This window comes from Actinomadura sp. 6N118 (assembly GCF_044326415.1).
Lineage (GTDB): Bacteria > Actinomycetota > Actinomycetes > Streptosporangiales > Streptosporangiaceae > Spirillospora.
Genome location: NZ_JBIRAZ010000008.1, coordinates 166,266 through 189,561, shown reverse-complemented (window position 1 = coordinate 189,561; position 23,296 = coordinate 166,266). Strand labels below are relative to the sequence as shown.

Sequence of the window (23,296 nt, the reverse complement as noted above, 5' to 3'; positions counted from 1 at the left end):
CATAAGTGCACTGCGTCCATGATGGATGACTCCCTGTACCGGACCGTTGCGGGGTCGCCCTCGGGCCGTGGCCTCATGGCCACGGGCGACCCCGCAACGGAGATCAGACGCGCGCCTCGGCCGTGTCGGCCGGGACTGCGGCCGGGGTGTCCTCCTGCCGGCGGTTGAGGGCCTCGCCTTCCACGTCGACGCGCGGCAGTATCCGGTCCAGCCAGCGGGGCAGCCACCAGGCGCGGTGGCCGAGCAGGGCCAGGACGGCGGGCACGATGGCCATGCGGACGACGAACGCGTCGAAGAGCACGGCCGAGGCCAGCCCGAACCCGATCATCTTGATCATGGAGTCGTTCTCGCCGACGAAGCCGGCGAAGACCGCGATCATGATCAGTGCGGCGGCGACCACCACCCGGGCGCTGTGCCGGAAGCCGGACACGATCGCCTGGGCGGGCTTCTCGCCGTGGACGTATGCCTCGCGCATCCGTGTGACCAGGAAGACCTCGTAGTCCATGGCGAGCCCGAACACGATGCCGACCAGGAAGATCGGCATCAGGCTCATGATCGGCCCGGTCTGTTCCACCCCCAGCAGGCCGGCGCCGTGGCCGTGCTGGAAGACGGTGACGACCGCGCCCAGCGACGCCAGCACCGACAGCAGGAACCCGGCGGCTGCCTTGATCGGCACGAGCAGCGACCGGAAGACCACCAGCAGGAGCAGCACGGCCAGTCCGACGATCAGTGCCAGGTAGGGGATCAGCGCGGCCTGGACCTTGGCGGCCATGTCGATGTTCACCGCGGTCAGCCCGGTGACCTCGAAGGTCGCCCCGGTCTGTGATTCGAGCGCGGGGCGTTCGCCGCGGATCGTCTTGACCAGGTCCTTGGTCTTGGCGTCGGTGGGACTGGTGGAAGGGGTGGCGGAGAACACCGCGGTGTCCCCGGCGTCGTTGAACTGGGCCCGCGACGCCTCGACGACCCCGGCGGTGGCGCCGATCCTGTCGGTGATGGTCTTCACCGCGGCCTTGGGATCCGCGGCGCCCTTAGCGTCCACCACGATGGTCAGCGGCCCGTTGAAGCCGGGACCGAACGCCTTGGCCAGGTCGTCGTAGGCGCGGCGTTCGGTGCTGGAGGTGGGCTTGGCCTCGTCCCCAGGCATGCCCAGCTGCAGACCTGTCGCCGGTATCGCCAACGCACCCAGCCCCACCACGCCCACAAGCAGCACGGCAACGGGACGGCGCAGCACGAACCGGGCCCACCGCACACCCCAGCCATCCTTGCCGGTCGCGGCCTCCTGGCCGTTCCCGCTGCCCTGACTGCTCTCGCTGGCCTGACTGCTCTGCTCGGTGTCGTAGGTCGATTCCTTCCGTGCGCTCCTTCGCGCACCTCTGCGCGTCCCCTTCCGGACGGCCCGCGACAGGACGGCGTTGGGCCAAAAGCCCAGCAGGGCCGGGACCATGGTCAGCGCGATGACGACGGCGACCATGATCGCGGCGGCGGCGGCCAGGCCCATCTTGGCCAGGACCGGGATGCCGACCACCGACAGCCCGGCCAGCGCGATCACCACCGTCAGCCCGGCGAACACCACCGCCGAACCGGCAGTGCCGACCGCCAGCCCGGCCGCCTCATCAGGCGCTCGTCCCCGGGCGCGTTCCTCGCGGTAGCGGGAGACCACGAACAGGGCGTAGTCGATACCGACCGCCAACCCCAGCATCATGGCCAGCGTGCCGGTGTTGGTGGACAGGCCGAGCGCGTCGGCCAGGGCCATGATCGAGGCGAAGCTCACCCCGACGCCCAGGATCGCGGTCAGCAGCGGCAGCCCCGCCCCAGCCAGCGAACCGAAGGTGAGCAGCAGCACCACAGCGGCAACCGAGATGCCGACCGCCTCGGCCACGCCGCCCGGACCGCCGCCGCTGTCCAGCGCATCCCCGCCGGCCTCGACGGTCAGCCCCGCATCCCGGGCCTGATCAGCGGCCTGCTCGACGGCTTTGCGGCTGGCATCGGTGACCTCGTCGGCCTTGACCTTGTAGGCGACGGTCACGTACGCCGTCGAGCCGTCCCTGCTGACCGCCTTCGCCGTGAACGGGTCCGTGGCGTCGGCGACCTGCGAGCCGCCGGCCAACTCGGCCACGGACTGCTCGATGGCCGCCTTGTGGGCCGATGCGGTCACCTTCTGCCGGTCCGGGGCGACAAAGACCACCCGTGCGGTCGCGCCGTCAGCCGTGGCCCCCGGGAAACGCTGCTCGATCAGATCGAACGCCTGCTGCGACTCGATGCCCGGCATCGAGAACTCCTCGTCGGGGGCATCCGGCGCCTTGAGGAACGCCCATCCGACAGCAACCATGACGGCCACCCAGAACAACGCGACGTACCGGCGCCACCGGAACGCCCAACGGCCCAGTCGATAGAGAAAAGTAGCCACGGAAAGGAACCCCACTTCTTGGGTCGGATACCCGTCCATGCTGGTCAAGGCAAGGTCGGCCTGTCGTCGTGCGACTGCCGACAATCCCGGCTACTAGAAACGCAGTACTTTCAACGGGAACCGCCCCGAGCGCTCAACGTGTGCAGTACATGAGGCCTGCACCCGCCACGCTCCGCAGCCGTCTCCAGCCGGCCGATGGTGCCGGCAACGCCGCTCAGCCTCCCACCGATCAGCTCACCCCTCGAAGCCCTGACGTCCTTCCAGACAGGCGGCCGCACCCGTTGGCGATCACGGTCCCTTGGTGGGGGACCGTGATCGCGAACGGCTTCGATCTGCAGCGGTGATCGTCCCTGGCTGGTTGTTTCTCAGGTCGCGCGGTCGTTCGTCGTGGGGTGGTAGGTGGCCAGCGGCGCATCGCTGTATTCGTCGCGTTCTCGTGCAGGTCAGGCCTGGATTCGCCAGCGTTCGGCGGTCTCGTCGTCGGAGGGGAAGAACGCTTCGACGCGCAATTCCTGGGCGGTGACGTCCACGGGTGTGCCGATGCTGGACACGACCGAGAAGAACCGCAGGAGATCGGCGCCGAGGCGGAAGTGCACGTCGATGACCGGGACCAGCGGCGCGATCGTCGGTGCCGCAGCGATGAGCGCCTCGACCTCGGGGCGCGCCCGCAGTTCCTGGACGAGCTCGGCGGTCGCCAGGTCGAGCACCCCGCCCACCGCTTCGCGCCGTGCGCGTTCGAGCAGTGCGGGCGCGACCTGGTCCCAGTTGGCGATGCCGTCCCGGACCGGGCCCGGTTCCAGGATCAGGCGCAGCACGTTGACGCCGTCGGGGATCGGGTCGGGAGCCATCAGCCCGCCGAACAGGCGCGCCGCGCCGTGGTTGGCGCGCAGCAGATCCCAGCCGCGGTCCAGCACGATGGCGGGGAACGGGTCGTGCCGCTCCAGCATCCGCCCGATGGCCATGGTGACCCGGTCGAGGGCCGGATCGTCGAGGCTGCGATGCGGGAACAGCGGAGCGAAACCGGCCGCCAGGAGCAGGCCGTTGCGGTCGCGCAGCGGAACCTCGAGCGCACCGGCCAGGCGGAGCACCATCTCCCGGCTCGGGTTCGAGCGGCCGGTCTCCAGGAAGCTCATGTGGCGCGGGGTGGTCATCGCGGCCGACGCGAGATCGAGCTGGCTCATCGCCCGCACGCGGCGCCAGTAGCGAACCAGGGTGCCGAAAGAGACCTCGGTCATCGTCTCGGACATGAGTCGACCCTATGGCGGCGCGCGAGCCGCGGCGCTTCCCTCCGAGGGAATCGTGACGGGGCGCGGGGCGGGAGAAGGTCTGTGCATCACCACCCGTTACCAAGGAGCTCCGATGCACCTCTCGATCCTCACCTCCGATTCCGTGCCGGAGGCGTCCCGGCCGGTCCTCGACGGGATCGCCGCCGACCTCGGCTTCGTCCCCAACCTCGCGGCCGTTATCGCGGCCAGCCCGACGCTTCTGGCGGGCTTCGACGGGCTGCGCCGCGCCGTCGGCGGCGACTCCTTCGACCCGGTGCACCGGGAGATCGCGGGAGTCGCCGTCGGGGTCGCCGTCGACAACGCCTACGGCGTCGCCTTCCACTCCACGGTTCTCAGCGCCCTGGGCATGGATCAGCAGGACATCAAGGCGATGCGGGACGGGGCCGAGCCCCGCGGGCAGGTCCATGGGGCCGTCTACGCCTTCGCCAGGGCGCTGGTGCTCGAGCGCGGCGCAGTGCCCCAGGAGGTGGTAGAGCGAGCCCGCAATGCCGGGTTGCAGCCGGCCGACCTGCTGCAACTGGTCACCGAGTGCGCGTTCGCGACCCTTGTTGGCCTCGTCGACAACCTCGCCGGCCGCATCGAACTGGACGAGCCCCTACGCCCGCAGGCGTGGAAGTAGCCGGGATCACCGGCTGTTCCGACCGATGTGGATGAGCAGCTCGGTGCGCACGGCGGCGATGTCCTCGCGGATCTTGGGGCGTGCCGCTCGTTCCACCGAGTGATAGGTCCAGCCTGCGCCACCACGTCGCACTCGCCGAGCACACCGCCCCGCTTTTCACCGACGGCGCCGCCGCGCTGCACGAAACCGCCTCTGGCTCCGCCATCAACGAGGTCATCGCGACAGAGTGACCACCACCCCGCCAGCCTGCACACCACGGCCCCGCCAGGACGCCCCTGGCGGGGCCGACGCCCCTGGCGGGGCCGACGCCCCTGGCGGGGCCGACGCCCCTGGCGGGGCCGACGCCCCTGGCGGGGCCGACGCCCCTGGCGGGGCCGACGCCCCTGGCAGGCCCACGCGCATAACCACGTCCTCACCAGCAATGGCGCCGTCATCCTCAACTTGAATGATCGCTAACACCTGGCGCACCGCGGTAGAGGTCGAATGAGAGGGAATCCTTACGGGCCGACGGACCGCTCGACGTAGGGACGCAGGGCGGCGCGCAGCTTCTTGAGGTCCGGTGCTTCGAAGACGGCGCCACCAGCGCCGTTAACTACCCCTACAGGTCGACCGCGACAGTGCCTAGGACCAGGTGATCGCTCCGAGGTCGTAGTGTTTGTTGAAGTCCGGTGACGGGTCTTGTTCGAACTGAGTCTCCTTGCCGTACGGCGGGTCCTCGTACCCCACCTCCGTCATGGGGCGGGAACGTGATGACACGGCGAGCAAGCAGGTCTTCCATTCGGCGCCCTTGCGGTCGAACTCGTCGGAAGCGGGTGGGTACCCTTCTCGGCAGCCCGGCAGCCGCATCTCGCCGGACACGGTGACGGTGGGACCGAAGTCGCCGAACTCGCCGGTAAAGCGGGGCGTGCCCGGCGAGAAGGCATTGCCACTCTCGTTGGTGATGATGATCTTGGCGTGGTACGCGGTGTGACGCTTCAGTACCGCCCTGCTGTCTTCGCCGAAGTTGCCCTGGACCTCCGAGCCCGGGGTCGTCCGGATGCGCTGCACCACGATGCCGAGTACACCCTCGACGTAGGTCTTCAGCTGGGGGTAGTAGTGGCGGACGGGCACGATCGCCTTCGCGCCGAACCGCAGTTGCGTCCCAGGCCGGGTCATTTCATCGGTCAGCCGGAGCGGTTCGGTCGGAATCGCGGTCGTCCCGGGTGCCGGCGCCGACGTGGCGGGTGATGGGGCCGGTGACGCGGTCGTGGCAGGAGCCGCCGACGGTGCGGTGGCCTCGCCCGCGGAACAGCCGGCCAGCAGCACGCAGGGGAGCAAGGCGAAGGCATGGCTGCGCATACGCGAAGTATCCCTGAACCCCACCGGGACCAGCCCTAAGGGGGATACTGCTCAGCTCACGCTTTGTCGGACAGGCCCGCCGTCACCGCCAAGACCAGCCCGAACGCTCCAGCGCACATCGCCGCAATGAGTCCCGAGGACGTAGCCCGGCGGAGCCACCACCGGCTGACCGCAGCCGAGCCCGGATGCCAGCCCGCATCGCCTCCAAGCGGCCAGTCTCGTCCTCTTCGCGGCTGGGCAGGGAGCGTCAGGGAAAGGTGGTATCCAGAGTCTCATGGACGTTGATCAGGCTGGCCCTGCTGAACTGGACGCGCTCCGCGCGGCCTTCGACGTCGACTTGCGCGAGCCTCCGCTGGGCTGGGACGCGGTGCGCGCGTTCGAGACCGAGCACGCGATCGTCCTGCCCGAGCCGTATCGGACGTTCGTCGCCGAGATCTGCGACGGGGCCGCCCAGGGACCACCCGACTACGGGCTGTTGCCGCTGGCGGCGGTTCCCGGTGACTGGCGGGACCTGGACCAGCGCGTGCTCGCCAGGCCCTTTCCGCTGACCCAGCCGTGGCTGTGGGAGGACGATCCGCGTCCCGCGGAGAAGATCCAGGCGGCCATCGAGCAGGTTTACGATCACGGCACGATCGTCCTGGGCACCGACGGCTGCGCCATGTATTGGCACCTCGTGGTCACCGGACCGCATCGCGGGCATGTCTGGAATATCTGCGGAGAAGGCGCTCAACCATTCGGCGCCGAGTTCGGATTCACCACCGGCCACAGCGGTTTCGCCGGATGGGTCGGGCACTGGGCTACCGGCAAGTGGTGGTGGGACGCCGAATAGGCACTATGGCGAACGGCGGGGAGGAGACATCCTCCCCAGCCGATCGTTCGATCAGGCCCTGGCCCAGACGTAGCCAAGCGGTCCGTTCAGCTTCCAGCCCTGCTTCACCAGCACCTTGGCCTGGGCGACGGTGACGGCGCGCCAGCTGTTCTTGGACACACGCACGAGCTGGAACTTGCCAGCGCCCTTGGTCGGGGCCGTGTAGCCCAGGACGCCCTCATAGACGAAGCGCTTGGAGGCGACGAGCTTGTTGCGCTCCTTGACGGACAGCGTCACGAGGTAGGCCGAGCGGTGCTTGTAGCGCAGCCGGTACATGGTGAGTGCGCCCTTGAAGCGCTTTGTGGAGACGTATCCGAGGTTGCGATTGGTCGGGGTGAATTTGTAGATCTTCTTAGCGCGGTCCGCTTCCTTGCGGTTGGTCGTGTAGAAATACCCCTGCTTGCTCTTGGTGACGAATTCATAGACTCTTACGCGAGTTGCGGCGGTCGCCGCAACGGCAACCGCGTTGTTCCCCGCAGACTCGTTCTTCGCCTGTGGCTTGGCGGTTCCGCAGCCGGTAAGGGTTGCCCCTGCGACTGCGAACGCTGTCACGGCGCTGATTGCGCCGATCCGGTTGACCATTGAAAAGTCCTCCACTTGGAAGTATCCGAGACGAGCCCCATTGGCCTCATCGCACCCCAGACGTACCTGTGGACCAGGCGGTTCCCTGATCGTGGCGATCCTGCGACGGGTGCCACGTTGATCGTCCGGATACCGTCGACTGCACGCCGACGGATCGCTGTGCCAGGGGGAAAGGCGATCATTGCATATGTCGAATGGCGGTACCCGTCGGGGCACTGCCAATTATCGCTGGATTCCTGCCAGCTTCCCGGCTGCGGCTACCGACGTTGCGAAGCGGGCATCGGGAACGGTCCATGATTGCGGCCACGCGCGCCAGAGGCTAGGCGGGGCGGAAGGCTTCGGCGTGGTCGCGGGCCCACTGGGCAAAGGTGCGGGCGGGCTTGCCTGTGATGGGCTCGGCCGTGGGAAGGCTATTGGGGAGTTGGAAGTCTTTGACGGCGCTGGGATCGGAGTCGTTGCCCGAATAATCCTCAAAGCCGAGCAGGAAATCGGCGTTGGCGGCGGCGAAGCCGCCTTGCTTGCGGTAGATCTCGCGGGCTTCGGCGGGGGTGACCTGTTGTAGGCGGATCTCCTGGCCGATGGCAGTGGAGATGGCACGGACCTGGTCGCGATGCGAGATCAGTTCGGGGCCGTTCAGGTCGTACGCGACGCCGACGTGGCCGTCTTCAAGGAGCGCGGCGGCGGTGACGTCGGCAATGTCCGCTTCGTGCACGGGGAACCAGGCGACGTCGGGGTTGGGGTCGCGGACCACGAGTTCCGAACGGATCGACGGCCCCCAGAGCCACACCTTGTTGAGCATGAACTCGCCCGGTCGTACGTGGGTCCAGTCGAGGCCCGACTCCTCTACGGCCTGCTCGACGGGCAGATGGAAGTCGGTGTCGTAGCCGCCGGTCACTGCTCCCGAGGAGAGGACGACGATTCGGCGCACACCTGCTTGCTTGGCCGCGGCGACGACCTGCCGGGCCGTCTCTGGGACAGGGAAGAGGTACATGCGCTCGACGCCGCGCAAGGCCTCGGTGAGCGAACGGGGGTTGTGGAGGTCACCCTTGACGATGTCGGTGGTGGGCGGGAGCGCGGCGGTGGCGGGTGAACGGGTCATGGCTCGTACGGACGCACCGGAACGGACGAGGCGCTCGACGACAAGCCGGCCGATATTGCCCGTCGCTCCGGTGACCAAGATTGTCATGACTTCTCCCTGAGCTGCCGTTAGCGGGCATGCCGAATAGACCCTTCGGGGCCTCTTTGGTGATAGTTCATCCTTAGCGATCTGTGCCAGATTTGCAAACACGAACAAGTTGTTCATGTTTACTATCTGACCTGCAAGGATGGCGGTTGGGTGCGGGTCGTCAGAGGATTGTTTTCGTGCGTGGCGGGCGGCGTTATTGCGTGCTTCGATGCCGCTCGATGGATCTGTTCTGGTCGCTTAATGGCCTCGACGTCGTGCTCATCGGGGGCACTGCTACGACCATCACGGCACTGCTGTGACCATCGGCGCCGCGATCTCGGTTGACCCGCTGACGCCGGTCCCTGTCGGTCGCCGGGACGTGCCGGTTACGGGCCGTGCCGGTCAGGCGTCGGCGGCCAAAGTCTCCAGGACTTGTTCGCCGTACTTGGCCAGCTTGTTCTCGCCGACGCCGCTGACCTTGCCGAGCTCGGACAACGAGGTCGGGCCCAGGGTGGCGATCTCGCGCAGGGTCGCGTCGTGGAAGATCACGTACGCGGGGACGCCCTGTTCCTTGGCGGTGGCGGCCCGCCAGGTGCGGAGCCGTTCGAAGATCGGCTTGGCCTCGGCCGGCATGTCCACCGGCGCCTTGCGGGTCTTGGCTGCTTTCGCCGCCTTGGCCGTCGCCGCGGCGCGTTCGGGCTCACGGCGGAGCCTGACCTGCCGTTCCTTACGCAGAACCGCGCTGCTGCCGTCGGTGAGGACGAGGGCGCCGTAGTTCGGCTCGACGGCGAGCAGGCCCTGTGCCAGCAGCTGCCGGACGACGCCCCGCCACTCGGTGTCGCGCAGGTCGGCACCCACCCCGAACACGCTCAACGCATCATGATCGAACTGGATCACCTTGGGGGTCTTCTTGCCGACCAGGATGTCGATGATGTGCCCGGCGCCGAACTTCTGACGCCGTTCGCGGTCCAGCCGTACGACCGTGGACAGGACCTTCTGCGCGGCAATCGTCCCGTCCCACGACTCAGGCGGCGACAGGCAGGTGTCGCAGTTGCCACAAGCGTCGCCAGACTGGCCGAAGTAGTTGAGCAGCTGTACGCGGCGGCACTCCACCGTCTCGCATAGCGCGAGCATGGCGTCGAGGTGCATGCTCAGCCGGCGCCTATGCGCGTCGTCGCCTTCCGACGAGTCGATGAGCTTGCGCAGGTTGACGACGTCCTGCAGCCCGTACGCCAGCCAAGCCGTAGACGGCAGGCCGTCACGTCCAGCGCGGCCGGTCTCCTGGTAGTAGCCCTCGACCGACTTGGGCAGGTCGAGATGTGCCACAAACCGCACGTCAGGCTTATCGATGCCCATGCCGAACGCGATGGTCGCCACCACCACCAAACCGTCCTCACGCAAGAACCGCGATTGGTTTGTGGCACGCGTCCGAGCTTCAAGCCCGGCGTGATAGGGAACGGCCTCAACGCCGTTCTGCACGAGCCATTCCGCAGTCTTCTCGACGGAGTTACGGGACAGACAGTAAACGATGCCTGCGTCCCCATCGTGCTCGTTCCGGATGAGATGCAGGAGTTGACGCTTGGGGTCGGTCTTCGGCTCTATGCGGTATTGGATGTTGGGCCGGTCGAAGCTCGCGACGAAATGCCGCGCATCCTCTAGATCGAGGCGCCGGGCGATATCGGCGCGCGTCTCCTGCGTCGCCGTCGCCGTCAAGGCGATGCGCGGAATGTCCGGCCAGCGCTTGTGCAGCTCAGAGAGCATCAGATAGTCAGGGCGGAAGTCGTGGCCCCATTGTGAGACGCAGTGCGCCTCGTCGATCGCGAAGAGCGCGATCGTGCCGCGTTCGAGCAGGCGAAGGGTCGACTCCACCCGCAGCCGTTCGGGAGCGAGATAGAGCAGGTCGAGGTCGCCCGACGAGAACTGCGCCTCCACTACGCGCCGCTCGTCGAGGTCCTGCGTGGAGTTGAGGAATCCCGCGCGGACGCCGAGCGCCTGCAACGCGTCCACCTGGTCCTGCATGAGGGCGATGAGCGGCGAGATGACGATCCCGACGCCCTTACGCACGAGCGAGGGAATCTGGTAGCACAGCGACTTCCCGCCGCCGGTCGGCATCAGTACCAGCGCGTCGTTGCCGTCGACGACGTGATCGATGATCTCCTGCTGGCCGTCGCGGAACGAGTCGTACCCGAAGACGCGCTGCAGAGCCTCAAGCGCCGTGCCGGGGGGCTGCCCGGCGAGGGGCGGAAGCTCCGCCGAGGCCTGCCCGCTCGCCTGTTCCGGCGCCTGGTAGTCGAAGTCGTCCGGAGGGAGATCCTCATCGAACCAGGGGTCCGGCGGCGGCTCCTCAGGCAGCGCGTACGCCTCGTTCACATCGGGTCCGCTCTCGGGGGATGCCACCGGTTCATCCTAATGACATCCCAAGCCCGCGATTTGCTGATCGCGGTTTGTTCAAAGCTGAGTCACTGCTCAGGGCGTGGTGCGGCGCCGACCTTGGCGACGAGTTCCGTGGTCACGGCGTTGAGGTCCTCGGCCACGTACGAGGCCAGGGCCAAGGCGTCGGCGTCGGGCGGATAGCGCGGGTGCGGAACGGCGATCACCCGCATGCCCGCCGCGTATGCCGAACGCAGGCCGTTGCTGGAGTCCTCGATCGCCACGCACTCCGTCGGCAGGACGTCCATACGTGCGGCGGCCGCGAGGTAGCCGTCGGGCTCCGGTTTGCCCCGGTCGACCTCCTCGGTCGAGACGGTCGCGCGGAACAGGCTGTCCACGCCGAGCCGTCCGAGCACCAGATCGATCAGGGCGCGCGGGGACGAGCTGTTCAGGCCCAGCGGATACTGCTCCGCCATCCTGCGCACGGCCTCGATCGCGCCTGGCATCAGCGGGAGGTTCTCGGCGTACCGCCGGCTCATCCGGTCGACCACCTCGTACGCGACCTCCTCGGCGGTGAGGCCCTCGACGAGGTCGGTGGCGAGGTAGTCCGCCCACTCCAGGGTGCTCATACCCATCAGGCGGTCCTGGGTGTCGGGAAGCCAGCGGCCGCCGTGGTCGGCGACGAAGGCGCGGCGGACCTCCTCCCAGACCGGTTCGGTGTCGATCAGGACGCCATCCAGGTCGAACACGACGGCCTGTACGGACATGGTTCCTCCTGGACGGGCGGCGGGGTACCCGGGTGTCACGCGCCCTGGCAACAATCACTACCCCGGCGAAACCGGACGCAACCTCCATGCTGCTTCCGGATGAATCCCCACTGACCTGCAGATATCTGGCAAGTAAGGCAAAAAGGTGCAAAGGTCTGGCATGGTGGTGGCGCTCCGGCCCCCGCCTCCGGAGCACTGGAGAGGAGACTGCCCATGGTGTTCCTTGGACTGGCCTTGGCCGTCGCCGCCGCTGTTTTCGGTGTCGGCATCGCAATGGAGAACACCGGCTCGGCCGAGCTGGTCGTCTTCGGCGAGACGGTGCCTGGCGTGACGAACGTCTGGCAAGTGTTCTTCGCAGGCGCGGCCGTGGCCGTCGTCTTCGTTCTGGGCCTGGTGTTCACGTTCGTCGGGATGGGCAAGATGGTCCGTACCCGCCGCGACCTCCGCTACCTGCGCGAGGAGCACGAGGAGTCGCTGACCACCTTGGAGCTGGAGAAGCGCGAGCTCCAGCGAGAGCTCGCCCGCATCCGCCAGGCCGGTGGCGCCCCTCGTCCCCAGCGTTCGGACGCCGCTGCCCAGCGCCGAGGTGGCCCCAGCCGCGCACCGAACCCTGCCGCCGCCGCCCCCACTGCCGCCCCCACCACCGCACCCGCCAGCCGTTCCCAGGTCACCACCAATTCCGCGTTCTTCGAACGCGCCGACTGACGCAGCCGCGCCCGGTCGTTCTCGGAGATGAGATCGGCCGGGAAGATATGGTCACCCAGTGCGATGGGACCGGGCCCGGCCCCGACGCATGATCGTGGTGTGCGGATACTCCTCAAAACAGCCATCACCGCGGCGGCGCTCTGGGTGGCCACCCTCCTGGTCGACGGCATCGCGGTCACCGGGGACACCGATCTGCGGCGCGCGGCCACCCTGGTCGGCGTCGCGGTGATCTTCGGTCTGATCAACGTCGTCATCAAGCCGATCGTCAAGACCCTCGGCTGCGCGTTCTACGTGCTCACGCTGGGTCTGATCGGGCTCGTGGTGAACGCCCTGCTGCTGTTGCTCGCAAGCAACCTGGCCGAACGCCTCGAACTCCCCTTCCACGTGAACGGCTTCTGGCCCGCGTTCTGGGGCGCGATCGTGGTGGGCGTCGTCGGCTGGATCCTCAACCTGCTGCTGAACGACGACTGAACCCGATCACCGCAGGCCCTGCCGATCGGCAGGGCCCTTGCGCGTTAGCTGATGGCGCGTTCGAACGGGCTATGCGTCAGGCGCTCGGTGTCTCCGACTTCGGCGTACTCCGCGTACTCAGGCGGCGCCTGGCCAGGGACGCCGATCAGTACCCGGCTACGAGCGTGTACGGCGCCGACGAGAAGATCCGCATCGTTCAGCCGACCGGCGCCGACGACCACCAGCGTGTCGTAGTCCGCCGTGACCACTGGTGAGGCGCCGATCGTCTCAGGGGTCCCGCAGACCAACCCGGCCATGTCGAGGAGCAGCTGGCCGGAGAGCTCTTTGGCTTCGAGATAACCGGAGAGCTCCTCGATCCGCGCCATCGCCTGCCTCTGGTGTGCCGCGATCGATTCCGTGCCACAGATCTGTTTCACGTTCGCCTGGGAACGGGCCTCGGCCTCGGCCGCGGTGTCGATTTCCGCACTGAGGGCGTCGAGTTCTCTCTCCGACTCGGCACGCCGTCGTTCAAGCGCGGTAGCGGCTGCGGCGGCCTGCTGCGCCGCCGACTCGGCCCGCGCCTCGGCCTGTTCGGCCGCCGTCACGGCGTCCCGGTGTGCGCGGTACGCGACGGCCAGCTGTTCCTCGGCCTGCCGGGCGACCTGCTGAGCTTGCCGGGCCGCCATGCTCGCCTGCGTGGCGATGTCGACCGACTCCGCCGCCTGGTGCGCCTGCTCGCGGTGCCGGGCGACGGCGGACTCCCGGTCCGCGGCGAGACGCGTGAGATCTGCGGTCAGCCGCTCCTGAGCGGCCCGAGCCGCCGCCAGGCCAGAGCCACCCTCCGAGATGAACCTGACCAGCCCCGCGTGCTGCGTCACCGCCCGTTCCGCTGTCTCGTGGGCCTGGCGCGCGCGCATGGAGGCATTCTCAGCCTCGCGAGTCTGCGCCTTCACTTCGGCGCGAAGCTCCTCCAGCTTGGCCGGTGGGGCCGATACGTGGAGGCGCTGGCCAAGCGTCAGCTTGCGGCGCTGCGTAGCGAGGGCGGACTCCGCGGACTTGAGGCGGTAGTAGCGGGCGTGCCACTCCGCCTCCGCGTCCGTTGCGGCCTTGTTGAGCCGTTCTGCCTCCTCGGTCGCCCGGGGCAGATCCCCCTGTGCCTTGGTCAGCTCCTGGACAAGCGACGCCTCGGCTTGGCGCGCCTCCTGGAGCTCCGTCTGACAACGGGCGGTCTCCTGATCGAGTGCGACGCAGCGTGCGAACGCCTCGTCGGCGGTACGAGTGTGCATCCCGGCCTCGGCCGCCGCCGCATCCGCCACGGCTTGGAGCCGATCGGCCTCAGCGCGCGGGCCGGCCGTCTCCTCGACCAGCCGCTCCTCCTCGGCCGCGAGCTCTTCGCGCTTCTCGTGGGCCTCGGCGATGGCCTGCTCCGCGTGCGTGGCCTCTGTACGAAGGTCGGTGAGCTCTTGCTTCAAGCGTTCCAGCTCGGCCTTCACCTGTTCACCGAGCCGTTCGTGCGCTGCCTTGACCTTGTTGAGGACCTCGGCGTCACGCGGCCATTGCTCCAGCCAGAGGAGTTCCCGCTGGAGCTGTTTGGCCTCGGCCCGCCAAGCCTTCCGCCAGGCCTCCCCGGCCGCCTTGACCACGGCACCCCGGATGATTCCCGCAGGTGCGGGCTCAGCCTCCGGGTTTGTCGGCGGTTCCATGTCCATGACCGTCCCGACATCCGCCTGAACGGGTATGGCCGCGTCAACCTCCAGTACGAACACCACGTCGCCGACGGCCTGCGCAACACGATCGGCCAATTCCACGGTCGGCGCGAGGAGCAGCACCTTCTCGCCGCCCTCCAGGACGGCCTCGCACGCCGCCGCCACCTCGGCCTCGTCATCACCGACCTCGACCAGCCGCGTGTGCTCCCCTGTCTGACCCCCCACGAGGAACCGAGCCAGTTCCTCCCAGTCCCCGCTGACCCGCGCCTCCCGGAACGAACGCATCGCCTCCAGATGCGCCACCCATCCAACCGGCCTGCCCCCGCGTGTCGAACTCTCCCGAAGCCGACCCTCCAGTTCCTCATAGACCCCGATCAGAGGCACGTACACCTCATCGACCGACTCCTCCAGCGGCCCCTCGACAGCCGACAACGCCAGAGTCGAATCCCCACCCAGCTCACCCCGACCAGAGCCGTCCGCCCCAGCCCCGCCCGCACCGGTTTCGCCCGTCCCTGCCTCGCCCCCGCCTGCCTCGTTCGTGCCTGCCTCGCCCGGGCCGGACTCGCCTACAGCGGTGACGTCCTCAATGGACTCCGTCGCTTTGGGGATGTCCAGCCCAGGCACGCGCACGCCGGTCTCGTCTGCACCGGGCCCGCCCGTGCCGGTCTGGCTGGGGCCAGTCTCGTCCGCCCCGGTCTGGCCCGTGCCAGCCTCGCCGGTGCCGATCTTGCTTACGCCGGGGACGTCCTCGCTGGACTGAGTTGCTTTGGGGATGTCTCGCCCAGCCACGCGCGCGCTGGGCTCGTCTGCGTCGGCCTCGCGCGTGCCGGAGTCATCCACATCGGGCTCGCCCGCGTCGGAGGGGTCCTCCGAGCTAGAGATGTCCTTGCCGGGCTCGCCTCGGCTGGAGTCGCCCGGACCGGGAAGGCTCATGCTGGATTCGCTCGCGCTGGGCTCGCCCGTGCCAGACTCGCGGCCACTGAGATTGTCCGCGCGAGCCTCGCCTGCGCTGGCTTCGCCTCCGCCGGTGACGTCCTCGCCGGACTCGGTCGCTTTGGGAATGTCTGGCTCAGGCACGCGCGCGCCAGGCTCCGTCGCGCTGGGCTCGTTTGCGCCAGACTCGCGTGTCCCGGGACTGTCCGCGTTGGAGTCATCCGTGCCGGAGCCCTCCGCGCTGGGATCACTCGCGTTGGGCTCGCTTGGGCTGGACGTGTCCGTGCCGGGGGCGTCTGTGCCAGGAGCGTTCGGGCTGGCCTCGTACGGGGCGAGGTCGTCCGTTTTGGTCTCATCCGGGGCGGGCTCGTCTACGTCCGGGATGTCTGCCTTGGGGGCGTCTGTGCTGGACTGGTCGTTGGGCAGGTCTGGGGCGAGCGCATCCGTGTCCAGCTCCGCTGCGTCGGGCTCGCTCGCGCTGGACTCCTGAACCTTCGATTCGCTTGCGTACGGCTCCGGGCCTGGTTCGCCCGCCCCCGGCTCAGAAATGCTGGGCTCAGCAGGACTTAGCTCGCCTGGATCAGACATGGTCACGTTGAGTGAATCTTGGCTACGTTCGGCTGGTGTAGCCGCGGGGTCGCTTACGTCCGGCTCATCTGGGCTCAAACCGCTCGCGTCAGGCACGTCTCCCCTGGGTTCGTCAGTGCTGGGCAAAGCGGGGGCGGGCTCGTTGGCCTGAGGTAGGTCGAGTTCGTCTGCGCCGTGATCGTCCGCCTGGGGCTCGCTCGCGCCCGACTCGGCCGAGCTGGATTCGCTCATGCTCGCACCGGACACGCTGGGCTCGGCTGGCTCTGTGGCACTGGGCTCGTCGGCGGTGGGCAGTCCCGCGTCAGGGGCGAGCGGGCTTGGGCTGGGTTCGTCCACATCCGCCGCGTCCGTGGGGTTGTCTTGGTCTTGCTCGCCCAGGGTCGGGAGTGGCTTGGTCTTGTCGAGCGGGGCTGGCGGGAGGGGCAGATCGGCGGTGTCCGCTCGGCCTGAACGGGCAGTCAGTTTGGGCCGAGGCTCGCTTGCCGGCTCGGTCTGGGGCTCGTCGCCCGGTCCGTTGGTGTCTCCCGGATGTTGCACCGCGGCCATCCCCGTTCTTGTTCGGCTCGTGGCCGTCGTCTCCATTCATACCCAGGACTAACGTCTCACAGGTCTTGGATCACCGGTGGTCTGCTGGGGCGGCGTGGTGAGCCAGAGAGGGCCGCCACCACGGCCTGGATGACCGTGGTGGCGTTCAGAGATCCGCACCGGTTGTGGCTCGTTCAGGTGGTCGCCGGCGATGTGACTAGTGCGGGTTGGTGGCGAGGAGCTCCGCGAGTAGGTCGTCGAGGGTGACGATGCCGGTCAGCTCGCCGTTCGCGTCGGTGACCACCGCCAGCTGTGCGCGGGCGCGGCGGAGGCGGCTGACCGCGTCCAGCACCGTGGTGCCTGCGGTCAGGGCCGGTGCCGGAGTGGCCAGCTCCAGCGCGCGGCGGTCACTGGTGATGGCGGCGCGGACGTGCACGATGCCGACCACCCCGCCGTTCGCGTCGCGGACCACCAGGCGGCTGTGCCCGCGTGCGGTCGCCGTGCGACGGACCTGGGCCGCGGTGGCGTCGGCGTCGATCGTCGTCACCGAGCTGGCCGGTACGACGAGGTGATCGACCGTTATCTCGCGTGCCGAGATGGCCCGGCGGAGCAATTCGTGGTCGTGCCGCCCGATCAGGCCGAGGCGGCGGGACTCGCCCAGGAGGTGGTTGAGCCCCTGTGCGTCGGCGTGGCTGTCCAGCTCGTCGCGAGGCGTGACACCGATGAGCCGGAGCAAGCCGTTCGTCGTGGTGTTGAGCGCGGACAGCACCGGGCGGGAGATCTTGGCGAACGCCCGGAACGGCAGGGCGAGGATCAACGCCGCACGTTCGGGATGCGCGATGGCCCACGACTTGGGCGCCATCTCCCCGATGACCATGTGCAGGAACGTGATCACGGCGAGCGCGGTGGTCAGGGCGACGGCCTTGGTGCCCGCCTCCGGCATGCCGATGGCGTGGAGGGGCGGTTCGAGGAGGTGCTCGAAGGCCGGTTCGGTGACGATGGCGAGGCCGAGCGAGCACATCGTGATGCCGAACTGCGCGCCCGCCAGCATCAGGGACAGCTCCTTGACGCCCGCGACCGCGGCCCCCGCGGGCCTGCTGCCACGCGCGGCCGCCCGTTCGAGCTGCGGGCGGTTGGCGGCGACCAGGGCGAACTCGGCGGCGACGAAGAATCCGTTGCCGACGAGCAGCAGCACTGTCACGAGCAACGAGGTCAGCGGGTCCATGAGACCTCCTGGCCTGCGGCGACGGACACCACGGCGGGTTCTGGGACCGCAGGGGAGTCGCAACCGGGCAGCTCAGGAGCCTCACCGGTCGAGACGGCGCGCAGGCGGACCTGGCTGGCCACCCGGCGAGCGAGGCTGACCACTTCCAGCTCGACCTGGCCCGGCTCGCCGGACCCGGGGTCGAAGCCGACGACGAGCCGGTCGCCCGGTGCCGGAAGCCGGCGGAGCTCGGCCATGACCAGTCCTGCGAGGGTGTCGTACGCGTCGCTCTCGGGGAGAGGCAGCCGCGTCATGCGGCTGACCTCGTCGATGCGCAGGCTCGCGTCCAGCAGCCAGGAGCCATCGGCCTCGGTGCACGGTACGGCGTCGCGGGCGTCGACCTCGTCGGTGATCTCGCCGACGAGCTCCTCGGCGATGTCCTCGAACGTGAGGATCCCGGCCAGGCCGCCGTACTCGTCGACCACGCACGCGAACTCCTCGCCGGAGTCGCGCATCTGCTCGATCACCCCGTACAGCGGCTGGCTGCCGGGCACCAGCAGTGCGGGCCGCGCAAAACGGCGGACCGGGGCGTCCTGGTCCAGGGTGTCGTCGGCGACCTCGCGGACCCCGGCGACGCCGATGACGTCGTCGACCTCCTGGCCGTACACGGGGTAGGTGGTGTGGCCGGTCTCGCGGATCAGCTCCACCAGGTCGCGGACCGTGGCGTCGCCGTGGAGCGTTTGGACCTGGGGACGCGGCACCATCACCTCGTCGGCCGTCAGGTCGCCGAACGACAGCGCGCGTTCGAGCAGGCCCGACAGGTCGGCGGGCAGGTGACCGGCGCTGTGGGAACGGCCGATGATCTCGCCCAGGTCCTCCAGGGTCGCGCCGTTGTGGAGTTCCTCGACCGGTTCGACGCCGACCGCCCGCAGCAGCCGTTCGGCCGAACGGTCGAACAGCCGGATCAGCGGGCCGGCGACCGTCAGGTAGATCAGGGTGGACGGCGCGAGGACCCGGGCGAGCCATTCGGCCCGGGCCAGCGCCAGGTTCTTGGGGAACAGCTCGCCCAGGACCATCTGGATCAAGGTCGCGAGCACGAAGCCGGTGGCGAGCGCGATCGCGCCCGTCGCCCCGGCGGGCACCCCCGCCACGTCGAGGAGGGGTTCGATCAGCTCGGCCAGCGCGGGTTTGGCGATGAAGCCGACGACGAGCGTGGTCATCGTGATGCCGAGCTGGGCGCCGGACAACATGAACGACAGCCGGCCGATCACCTTGAGCGCCCGGTGCGCACCGGTGTCACCCTGTTCGGCGGCCTGGGCCAGCCGCGCCCGGTCGGCGGCCACGTAGGCGAATTCCTGGGCCACGAAGTATCCGGTCGCCGCCGTGAGAAGGACCACGGCGAGCACGCCGAGTGCCGCGGTCAGCATGGGGCACCGGGTCTATGACTAGGGTCCGGCACTGCGGACTCTCAACTCCTCTCGATCGACAATTTTCACCTTGAGCAACGTCACCTCACACCAGGACGTTCCATGAGCACAAGGGTCCCCGGGGTGATCATCGCCTCAAATCGGCCTCCGAATCCGCTGGTCAGGGCGGAACGGACGGGTTGGTGACTCTCAGTCCACCCACGGTCACGTTTGAGTGCGGCGCCCCCGCACGCGGATGGCAGCCGGGCGATGCCTGTCCGTTGGCCACTGGTGGCCGTCCCCCAGGACGTGATCATCTGTGGCGTGGTCGACGGGCGGTCTTGTCGGGGAAAGTGTCACCGATCACACTGTTCACAGGGCGTACGTCTGATTCTGAAATGGATCGCGCCTTCTGGCCGTTCGGCGGTGACGGCCATGGCCAAGGTGGACGACCGGGATGGGCCGCGACGGACACGGGGTGACGGCTGCGGGGACATGGGAAGAGCGAACACGGGGCCAAGGTGAGTGAGAGCGGGGCCGGGGCGGCCGCGCCCATGAGTCGGGAGGGGATCGAGCACGCCCTGGACGGCCTCCGCGAGGAGAAGGACCGGATCTTGGCCGCTTTGCTCGCCGTGGACGACAACGACGGGTACCGGCTGCTCGCGGGCGCCCGGCTGGCGGGCGAGACCTGGCTCCGGTGGAGCGAGGCGCGCGACCGGTTCGCGTTGCTCTGGCAGCTCTTCGATGAGTACAGCCGGACACTTGAAACCGCGGCGGCACTCCATGGCCGGCTCGGCCGCCGGCCTGATCATGACTCCCTGGTCGAGCTGACCCGGCTGCTGTCCGGTCCCTCGATCGAGCTTCCCGGCGAGATCCCGCTGGACAAGCGCACGCTCCTCGGCCCAGCCACAGAACGGCTCACGCTCGACGAGACGGTCACTTTGATGGCCGACGCCTACGACAAGGCCGCCAGCGTGATCGCGGCTGCGGACGCGGCATGGTCGGCCCTGCTCGTACCGCTGGAGGAGGCCGAGGAGAGCTGGCGCGACACCGCGCGTCTCGTTCAGTCGCTGGAGGACGTCCGGCACGCCGAGCTCGACCGGCTGGGACGGGAGCTGACGGCTCTCGGCCGCCTCGTCCGTACCGACCCGCTGTCGCTGGTACGGAACGGGCAGGCCGACACCGGGCGCCTCGACCGCGTGCGCGAGGGGCTCGACACGCTGCGTGCGGGATTGGCGAACGTGGCGCGGGTCCGCGACGGGTACGCGGCGCACGCCGCCCGGCTCGAAGAGGCGATCACACAGGTCGAGGCCGCCGAACGGGACGCGCGCGAGGCCCGGGAGGTCGCCCTCCTCAAGATCGAGGGCGCGGTGCTGCCGGAGCCGCCGGAGACCGGCGCCGCCCTGCGCGACTGGCTGGCGGCCCTTGACGCCCTCCGCGAGTCCTGTCGCTGGATCGAACTCGCCGAACGCGCCGACGAGCTCGATCGGGCTGCGGGCGCGGCATTGGAACAGGCCCGGGCCGGCCTGCGTCTGAGTACCGGACTGCTCGACCGGCGAGGCGAGCTTCGGGGACGGCTGGGGGCCTACAGGGCCAAGGCCGCGCGGCTCGGTTTCGCCGAGGACGAGTTGCTCACGCGACTGTACGGGGAGGCCCGCGAACTTCTATGGACGGCGCCCTGCGACCTGCGGCGGGCGACCGCCGCGGTGGCGGAATACCAGCGCGCGATCAAGGCGTGTGAGAGCGAAACGCGGAGGCCTGATGACCACGACGCCATGTAACCAGCCCGGTTGCGGTGGGACGGTAGGCGAGGATGGCTTCTGCGACGTCTGCGGGATGGCGCCCCTTCCGGCCCCGCCGCCCGCGAACCCCTCCGAGGTCCCCACGCCGTCGGTGGGCCATGCCCCCACGATGGCGGCGGCAGCCGCCCCCAAGCCGTATTCGGTGGTCGCGGGCTCGGTGATCCACAACTGGTCGTCGCCGGATTCCGGTCGCTCCTCAGGCAGCAGCGGATCCGGCTCGTCAGGCTCCTCCGGTTCGTCTGGTTCGTCTGGTTCGTCTGGGCGGACGGGGGCGTCCTGGGCGACGCGGGGCACCGGATCCAGTGGCTCGTCGAGGCGCGGCATGCTCGGCGCCGGGCTGGTCGAGGTGCCGCCCGTCCCGTACCGCGACCCGGCCTCGGCTGTCATGGACAAGGCCGAGGTGCCGGAGAGCCGTCGCTTCTGCAGCCGCTGCGACGAGCCGGTCGGCCGCGGGCGTGACGGGCGCCCCGGCCGTACGGAGGGTTTCTGCCGGAGTTGCGGCCATCCGTTCTCGTTCACGCCCAAGCTGCAGAAGGGCGAGCTGATCGGCGGGCAGTACGAGGTGCTCGGCTGCCTCGCGCACGGCGGCCTCGGGTGGATCTACCTCGCCCGCGACCACAACGTCAGTGCCCGCTGGGTGGTGCTCAAGGGCCTGCTCGACACCGGCGACGCCGATTCGCTGGCCGCCGCCACCGCCGAACGCGCCTTCCTCGCCGAGGTCGAGCACCCCAACATCGTCAAGATCTACAACTTCGTGCAGCACGGCGGCACGGGGTACATCGTCATGGAGTACGTGGGCGGCCAGTCCCTCAGGGACATCCTGGTCCGCCGCCGCCACGAAGAGGGCGAGGACGCGGCGCTCCCTCTCGGCCAGGTCATCGCGTACGGCCTGGAGGTGCTGCGGGCGCTCGGTTACCTGCACGGCGTGGGGCTTCTGTACTGCGACTTCAAGCCGGACAACGCCATCCAATCCGAGGAACAGCTCAAGCTGATCGACCTGGGCGGGGTCCGCCGCGCGTTCGACGTCAACAGCCCGATCTTCGGTACGCCGGGTTACCAGGCTCCGGAGATCGCTGATCGGGGTCCGTCGATCACGTCCGACCTCTACACGGTCGGGCGCACCCTGGCGGTCCTCAGCTTTCCCTTCCGCGGCTACACCGGCCGCCACCTGCGCAGCCTACCGCCCCGCCAGGACGTGCCGATCTTCCAACGGCATGAGTCGTTCCACCGCCTCCTCCGCCGGGCGACCCACCCGGATCCCGCCGGTCGTTTCCAGAGCGCCGCGGAGATGGAAGAGCAGCTCACCGGCGTCCTTCGCGAGGTCCTCGCCACCGAGGACGGACGGCCTCGCCCGGCCCCCTCGTCGCTCTTCGGCCCCGAACAGTCGGTGGCCGGTACGGAGATCATCGACTCGATAGCCGCCGACGCGTTCTCCCTCGAACTCACCGGAAACGCCCAAGCCGCCGTGGCCGCAGTGGCCACAAGCACTCCGACGGGCCAAGGACCACAGAGCCGCAAGGAATCGCAGGGCCTCAAGGAATCGCAGAGCCCCAAGGAATCACAGGGCCCTAAGGAATCGCAGGGCCTCACAGAATCACAGGGCCCTCAAGGACCGGAGGGACTCAAAGGACCGGAGGGGCTCAATGGAGCCGGACGGGTGCTGGCGGCCTTGGATCCGAGGACGGCAGCCGCGGCGTTGCCCGTGCCGCTCGTCAACAGTGCTGACCCGGCGGCCGGGTTCCTGACTGGGCTGACGGCACGCGACCCCGGCGAGCTGGCGGCGGCGCTGGCCACTCCATCAGTGCCGTCGCTGGAGGTCACGCTGGCGCTGGCCCGGGTACGGATCGAGCTCGGCGAACTCGATGAGGCCACCCGCATGCTCGACGGCATCGCGGACGACAATCCCGACGACTGGCGAGTGGACTGGTATCGCGGTGTCGGGGCTCTGGCCGGACGGCGCTTCGACGAGGCGATCAGGACGTTCAACCGTCTGTACGACCTGATGCCGGGGGAGACGGCGCCCAAGCTCGCCCTCGCGTTCGCCAACGAATGCAAGGCCGCCGCCGAGGCTGCCGGGCACTTCTACGAGCTCGTCTGGCGTACGGATCCCACCTACGTGAGCGCCGCGTTCGGGCTGGCCCGCGTACGGCTCGCCGCCGGTGACCGGATCGGGGCCGAGCAGGTTCTCGACTCCGTTCCGCCGATCTCGAGCCACTACCTGACCGCCCAGCTCGCAGCCGTCGCGGCTGCTGTGCGCGGCAGGGGAACGGGCGAGCTCGGCGGCGACGAGCTCGTGGAGGCCGGACGGCGGCTGGAGACGCTGAGGCTGGACACCGAGCGTTATGCGAGGTTCGCCGCCGAGGTACTGGAGGCGGGCCTCGGCTGGGTGCGGGCCGGCAAAGGCCGCGCGGGCACGAACCAGACGGAGCTGCTCGGGGCGCCGCTCGCCGAGGCCACGCTGCGCCAGAAGCTGGAGGCGACGTACCGCTTGCTGGCCAAGCTGGCCGAAGGGCCCGACGACCGGCACGAGCTGGTCAAACGGGCCAATTCCGTTCGGCCGAGGACGTTGTTCTGA

17 protein-coding genes are annotated in these 23,296 nt (G+C 69.1%); 7 read left to right on the top strand and 10 right to left on the bottom strand.

All coding sequences use genetic code 11. The features are described 5' to 3' along the window. Positions 1-103 precede the first annotated feature (103 nt). Together ACH34W_RS22310 and ACH34W_RS22305 are read right to left on the bottom strand one after the other, a co-directional pair. Positions 104-2,329, bottom strand: coding sequence for an MMPL family transporter (locus ACH34W_RS22310; protein WP_395962897.1), 2,226 nt, complete (start codon positions 2,327-2,329; stop codon positions 104-106). Positions 2,330-2,850: 521 nt separating this feature from the next. Next, positions 2,851-3,654 (bottom strand): helix-turn-helix domain-containing protein, encoded by an 804-nt coding sequence (locus ACH34W_RS22305; protein WP_395962896.1) that lies wholly within the window; start codon positions 3,652-3,654, stop codon positions 2,851-2,853. Between the two features lie 112 nt (positions 3,655-3,766). On the opposite strand from ACH34W_RS22305, the gene ACH34W_RS22300 reads away from it, so the two are divergent. Both ACH34W_RS22300 and ACH34W_RS22295 read left to right on the top strand, forming a co-directional pair. After that, positions 3,767-4,312: a carboxymuconolactone decarboxylase family protein gene (locus ACH34W_RS22300; RefSeq protein WP_395962895.1), complete on the top strand. Its 546-nt coding sequence runs from the start codon at positions 3,767-3,769 to the stop codon at positions 4,310-4,312. An 80-nt stretch (positions 4,313-4,392) separates the two neighbouring features. Next, positions 4,393-4,542, top strand: coding sequence for a hypothetical protein (locus ACH34W_RS22295; RefSeq protein WP_395962894.1), 150 nt, complete (start codon positions 4,393-4,395; stop codon positions 4,540-4,542). Positions 4,543-4,933: 391 nt separating this feature from the next. Here the strand turns inward: ACH34W_RS22295 and ACH34W_RS22290 are convergent, their stop codons facing one another. Next, on the bottom strand, positions 4,934-5,650 hold the full coding sequence (locus tag ACH34W_RS22290) for a hypothetical protein (RefSeq protein ID WP_395962893.1): 717 nt from the start codon (positions 5,648-5,650) through the stop codon (positions 4,934-4,936). A 274-nt stretch (positions 5,651-5,924) separates the two neighbouring features. On the opposite strand from ACH34W_RS22290, the gene ACH34W_RS22285 reads away from it, so the two are divergent. Continuing rightward, positions 5,925-6,479: an SMI1/KNR4 family protein gene (locus tag ACH34W_RS22285; RefSeq protein ID WP_395962892.1), complete on the top strand. Its 555-nt coding sequence runs from the start codon at positions 5,925-5,927 to the stop codon at positions 6,477-6,479. A gap of 51 nt (positions 6,480-6,530) precedes the next feature. Here ACH34W_RS22285 and ACH34W_RS22280 read toward each other — a convergent pair whose 3' ends face one another. The 4 genes from ACH34W_RS22280 to ACH34W_RS22265 form a co-directional block, all read right to left on the bottom strand. Further along, entirely contained in the window at positions 6,531-7,100 is a 570-nt protein-coding gene (locus ACH34W_RS22280) for a hypothetical protein (RefSeq protein ID WP_395962891.1), read from the bottom strand. Positions 7,101-7,419: 319 nt separating this feature from the next. Continuing rightward, on the bottom strand, positions 7,420-8,286 hold the full coding sequence (locus ACH34W_RS22275) for an NAD(P)H-binding protein (RefSeq protein ID WP_395962890.1): 867 nt from the start codon (positions 8,284-8,286) through the stop codon (positions 7,420-7,422). A gap of 381 nt (positions 8,287-8,667) precedes the next feature. After that, positions 8,668-10,662 (bottom strand): DNA helicase RecQ, encoded by a 1,995-nt coding sequence (recQ, locus tag ACH34W_RS22270; RefSeq protein ID WP_395962889.1) that lies wholly within the window; start codon positions 10,660-10,662, stop codon positions 8,668-8,670. A 62-nt stretch (positions 10,663-10,724) separates the two neighbouring features. After that, positions 10,725-11,402, bottom strand: a complete 678-nt coding sequence (locus tag ACH34W_RS22265; RefSeq protein ID WP_395962888.1) for an HAD family hydrolase — start codon at positions 11,400-11,402, stop codon at positions 10,725-10,727. A gap of 213 nt (positions 11,403-11,615) precedes the next feature. On the opposite strand from ACH34W_RS22265, the gene ACH34W_RS22260 reads away from it, so the two are divergent. After that, entirely contained in the window at positions 11,616-12,107 is a 492-nt protein-coding gene (locus ACH34W_RS22260) for a hypothetical protein (RefSeq protein WP_395962887.1), read from the top strand. 99 nt (positions 12,108-12,206) lie between these two features. Further along, positions 12,207-12,578 (top strand): phage holin family protein, encoded by a 372-nt coding sequence (locus tag ACH34W_RS22255; protein WP_395962886.1) that lies wholly within the window; start codon positions 12,207-12,209, stop codon positions 12,576-12,578. Positions 12,579-12,622: 44 nt separating this feature from the next. Here ACH34W_RS22255 and ACH34W_RS22250 read toward each other — a convergent pair whose 3' ends face one another. The 3 genes from ACH34W_RS22250 to ACH34W_RS22240 all read right to left on the bottom strand — a co-directional run bounded on the left by ACH34W_RS22250 (position 12,623) and on the right by ACH34W_RS22240 (position 18,940). Further along, complete coding sequence (locus tag ACH34W_RS22250; protein ID WP_395962885.1) at positions 12,623-15,340, bottom strand: hypothetical protein; 2,718 nt, start codon at positions 15,338-15,340, stop codon at positions 12,623-12,625. A gap of 1,186 nt (positions 15,341-16,526) precedes the next feature. Continuing rightward, positions 16,527-17,534: a hemolysin family protein gene (locus tag ACH34W_RS22245; protein WP_395962884.1), complete on the bottom strand. Its 1,008-nt coding sequence runs from the start codon at positions 17,532-17,534 to the stop codon at positions 16,527-16,529. After that, the gene (locus ACH34W_RS22240; protein ID WP_395962883.1) at positions 17,522-18,940 is read right to left on the bottom strand and encodes a hemolysin family protein; all 1,419 of its coding nucleotides are present in this window, start codon (positions 18,938-18,940) and stop codon (positions 17,522-17,524) included. Before ACH34W_RS22240 ends, ACH34W_RS22245 begins: the two co-directional genes overlap by 13 nt. A 500-nt stretch (positions 18,941-19,440) precedes the next feature. Between ACH34W_RS22240 and ACH34W_RS22235 the strand changes: the two genes are divergently transcribed. Together ACH34W_RS22235 and ACH34W_RS22230 are read left to right on the top strand one after the other, a co-directional pair. Beyond that, the gene (locus ACH34W_RS22235; protein ID WP_395962882.1) at positions 19,441-20,700 is read left to right on the top strand and encodes a hypothetical protein; all 1,260 of its coding nucleotides are present in this window, start codon (positions 19,441-19,443) and stop codon (positions 20,698-20,700) included. Continuing rightward, positions 20,681-23,296, top strand: coding sequence for a tetratricopeptide repeat protein (locus tag ACH34W_RS22230; protein ID WP_395962881.1), 2,616 nt, complete (start codon positions 20,681-20,683; stop codon positions 23,294-23,296). Before ACH34W_RS22235 ends, ACH34W_RS22230 begins: the two co-directional genes overlap by 20 nt.